Source organism: Kitasatospora sp. NPDC059648 (assembly GCF_042734825.1).
GTDB lineage: Bacteria > Actinomycetota > Actinomycetes > Streptomycetales > Streptomycetaceae > Kitasatospora.
Map to the genome: position 1 here is coordinate 1 of NZ_JBHWDU010000191.1, position 4,163 is coordinate 4,163.

A 4,163-nucleotide genomic window follows, 5' to 3' on the forward strand; every position below is an offset into this window, starting at 1 on the left:
GCGGTCGGTGCGAGGACCGTCCCGGACACGGACGGAGCGCCACGTACCGCCTACGACCTCTTCAACCGGCCGCCGCACCTGCTGAACACCCCCTGACCGGACCGCTTGATTTCTGCCGGGTGCAGTCCGTACGCGACCACCAGCGTGTCGGCGACCGCCGTGATCTGCTCGCCCTCCGCGGTGCGGCCGGGTGGGGAGGGCGCGGCGACCGGCGTGGTGGCGGGCTGGTGAGATCCAATGGACATGGTCTCCTCGTCGAAGCGCACAGCGACAGTGGTCGGATGATGAGCGGGCGGCAGGGGGTCGCCGGTAGAGCAGGTTTGAGTCTGAGCGATGTCCAGGCGTCCCTTCCTTCATGGCGAGCACCGCCATCACGAGGCTGAGCAGTCCCGAGCCACCCAGGGTGTGGCCGGTCATCGCCTTGATGGCGGTCATCCGCGGACCGGTTCCGGTGCCGTGGAAGATGTGGCGCAGGACGGTCTGGCCCGGCTGATCGAACACCCGCCGGACAGTGCCGGACCGGACGCGGTGCGATGGAATCCGGACGGCTGGCAGGCCGTCTCCCGACCGGCCACGGGGCACGGGTGGCCGGTCGGCACACAAAGACCTCAGGTGGGCAGCGCGTCGGGGTCCGCACAACCACCATGCACTACCTAAAGTGATGTCGGATCACGCTAGGTGATCCCTGGCGTTTCGCCGCCGCCCCGATGCGGCTGGCGCGGGCCGCCCTTCCCCGAGGTGGAGGAATCAGTGGTCAAGCGTGGGAGACAGCAGACTGGATCGCATCGCGATACGGCGCCCGAGGAGAGGGTGCACCGACCGCGACGGAGGCCATGGGCGTGGGTGCGGATCTGCACGGCAGGGCTGGCCGTGGTGGCAGGACTGGCCTTGCCGGCGGCAGCCCCGTCCCCGGCCTGGGCGGCCACGTCCGCAACCGCCTACGTGACCAACCAGACCGACAACACGGTGTCGGCGATCGACACCACTACCAACAACGTCGTTGCCACCATCCCGGTCGGTACGAAGCCTTTCGGCGTCGCGGTCACCCCGGACGGCCGACACGCCTACGTGGCCAACGAGGGGTCGGACAACCTGTCGGTGATCGACACCGCCAGCAACACGGTCTCCACCACCATCCCCCTCTTCGCCGGCGCCGGCCCCAACGGTGTGGCCATCACCCCCGACGGCACGCGCGCCTACGTCGCCGACACCGGCAATCCCTTCGGCAGCCCCAACAGCACGGTTTCGGTGATCGATACCGCCAGCAACACGGTCATCACCAGCATCAACAACGCCAACGCCGCCCCGTTCGCTGTGGCTATCACCCCTGACGGCACGCGCGCCTACGTCACGAACTACCAGAACACCGGCGCTGTGACGGTGATCAACACCGCCACCAACACGGTCGCTGCGACCATCACCAGCTCCATCGGCAACTTCCCGGCCGCCGTGGCGATCACCCCCGACGGCACGCGCGCCTACGTCGTCAACCAGGGCAACTCGCACGATGTGTCGGTGATCAGTACCGCCACCAACGCGGTCACCACCAACATCACGGTCGACGTCGCACCGTCCGGTATCGCGATCACCCCTGACGGCACGCGCGCCTACGTCGGCACGGACGGCCCGGTGGACGTGATCGACACCACCACGAACACGGTCTCCGGGACCGTGGCCACCAACGGCGCCACTGTCGGTGTGGCGATCACCCCCGACGGCACACACGCCTACGTCGCCGCTCCCGGGGGCCCCAGAGCTGTCGATGTGATCGATACGACCAGCAACGCGGTCACCACCACCGTCCCCGTGGGCAACAGTCCTCAGCAGGTCGCGATCACGCCTGCCAGCAAGCCTTCCCTGACCATCACCAAGACCCACCCCGCAACCTTCGTCCCAGGCCGGCAGGGCACTTACACCATCACCGTCGGCAACAACGGGACCGCCCCGACCGACGGCACCACCGTCAGGGTCCAGGACACCCTTCCGGCGGGACTCACCGCCGTCCGCCTCGTCGGCTCCGGATGGAACTGCGTGAGGGCCACCCTCACCTGCACCCGCAGCGACGTCCTCAACCCCGGCAGCACCTACCCACCCATCACCCTGCGGGTCCGCGTCTCGCGCACCGCCACCGGCACTCTCACCAACACCGCCACCGTCAGCGGAGGCGGCAACGGAACCGCCACCGCCACCGACCCCACCACCATCGACCCCCCCGGTCACTGGCACCACTGCGACCACGACGGCCGGTCGCACTGCGACCACCACAGCTGAGGACACCAGCACCCGGCCCACCACGACGGCGACGACAGCGCGGGACTCCGAACCGGGAGGCCCGCGCTGTCCCGTTGGAGCGGCGGGCCGGCGTCAGCGGCCAGGCGGCAGCCTCGACCGAAGCCGCCGCGCGACTCCGCAATGCCAAGCTGGGCAGGCGGGCTCTACCCCCGGGGTCACCCAGCACACCAACTACGGGTCCGGCCCCACGAGCGTGGGCGGCGTGCCCGGCTGCGCCGAGCGCTGGCGCTCGCGGACCCCGGCACCAAGGGCTACATCCTGCCGGCCACTTCCAGGCCAAGGGCGGCGGGGACGTGGTGCTCGAGGGCTCGGTGAACGACGACGCGCTCTCGCCGGAGCAGGACACCCTCGTCGCCGTCAGCGGGCGCCGAGAAGTGCCCGTACGCCTCATTCCTGCTGATCTGCTGGGATGAACGGAGACCCGATTCTCGCGTCTCCCCACATCAGCGGGCCCGCTCCGAGGGACCGTGGAAGCACCAGCCGCTCGTCCAGAGGATCACCGCCACATGACCGACGACCAGACCACCACCGCCGAACGGCCCTTCGGTGGCAGGTTCCCCGATCGTGACGAGCTGCGCCGACTCCAAGACAGCTGGGGCCCGCAGCCGACGCTCGACCCGGAGGCCGCGGCCGTACGCTTCGACCGCCACCTCGCCTCGTTCCAGCCGGAACCGAACGGCACCATCCCGGAGCAAGTCTCCGCCGAGGTCGCCCGGAACTTTGTGGTGCAGCTCGCAAGCAGTCTCACCCGCGTGCGGATCGACCACCGCAACCTCGACCAGGGCGGCCGCGACCGCTTCAACCGAGCCCTCCAGCAGGTTCACGCCTCAGGGGCGTACGAGCGGCTGGCTGCCGTGCACGCCGACATGAGCCACCGCATGCACTCGATGAGCGGCTCAGTAGGAACCCAGCGTTTCCTGCCCTGGCACCGCAGGTACCTCCTGGAGCTGGAGGACCTGCTGCGCAGCGTCCAACCCGCGCTGACGGTGCCGTACTGGGACTACGCCAACGACCACGCCCGGCCCGACTGGGTCTGGCGACCGCCGAACGTCGTTCGCGACACGCCCGGCGCGGCCGGCGGCTCCCTGCCGACCCAGTCCGTCATCGACGGCCTGCTGGCTCGCCCCCTCTACACCCCGTTCACCAGTCACCTGGAGACGGACGCCCACAACCAGGTACACAACTGGTGCAACGGGACCATCAGCGACATCATGGAATCCGCGCACGACCCGATCTTCTGGCTGCTGCATGCCAACGTCGACCACATCTGGGACCGTTGGCAGCTCAACCACACCGGGAAGCCCAGCCTCACCGGGAAGGACGCCGTGCTCGATCCATGGACGAGCACCGCCTCAGACGTCAACAGCACCACGATCCTCGGCTACTCCTACGCCTGACCAGTGCTGCTCCGCGGAGGTTCGTTGAGGGGCGTTGGTCATACGGCCTTGAGTGGGGCGCCTTCGTAGGTCCAGCGGTATGGCTCGGCAGTGTCGTTGACCGCGGCCCCCGACCGCGCGGGCGGGCGAGCTACACCCGACCGCACGGCGTCAGGCGCCTCCAAGCACACGCTGTGGCACCAGCTCGCCGTCGTGCGAACCCACCTGGTGTTCCCGGCCGACGCCCGCCGCCCGGGGCGACGCCTACGGGCCGTTCGACTTCATCCCGAGATCACCCACCGCTTCGCCGACGGCCGCAATGACACCGTGCGCCCGGACGGCCTCGCGCCACCATGGGCGGGACCCGGCTGGCCGCCAATCACCGCGGAGCGGATGCTGAGTTACTGACCTCGGCGCTTCAAGGTGATGGCGGTGGGAGGTCGAGGGAGAGTCCGGTTCCGGTGAGGAAGCCGTCGAGGATGTCGGAGCGGTACT

General features: G+C 69.3%; 2 protein-coding genes and 1 pseudogene. 2 read left to right on the plus strand and 1 reads right to left on the minus strand.

Annotation, left to right across the window (positions count from 1 at the left end; all coding sequences use genetic code 11):
* Nucleotides 1-582, minus strand: a pseudogene (locus ACFV1W_RS40210) (hypothetical protein); the annotation flags it as partial.
* A gap of 228 nt (nucleotides 583-810) precedes the next feature.
* Here ACFV1W_RS40210 and ACFV1W_RS40215 point away from each other — a divergent pair.
* Together ACFV1W_RS40215 and ACFV1W_RS40220 are read left to right on the plus strand one after the other, a co-directional pair.
* The gene (locus ACFV1W_RS40215; protein ID WP_380422490.1) at nucleotides 811-2,271 is read left to right on the plus strand and encodes a beta-propeller fold lactonase family protein; all 1,461 of its coding nucleotides are present in this window, start codon (nucleotides 811-813) and stop codon (nucleotides 2,269-2,271) included.
* A 527-nt stretch (nucleotides 2,272-2,798) separates the two neighbouring features.
* Nucleotides 2,799-3,689, plus strand: a complete 891-nt coding sequence (locus ACFV1W_RS40220) for a tyrosinase family protein (RefSeq protein ID WP_380422492.1) — start codon at nucleotides 2,799-2,801, stop codon at nucleotides 3,687-3,689.
* Nucleotides 3,690-4,163: the final 474 nt, after the last annotated feature.

Excerpts from the sequence above, each read along its gene's own strand:
- ACFV1W_RS40220 (WP_380422492.1), top strand. The coding sequence starts at position 2,799 with ATGACCGACGACCAGACCACCACCGCCGAACGGCCCTTCGGTGGCAGG.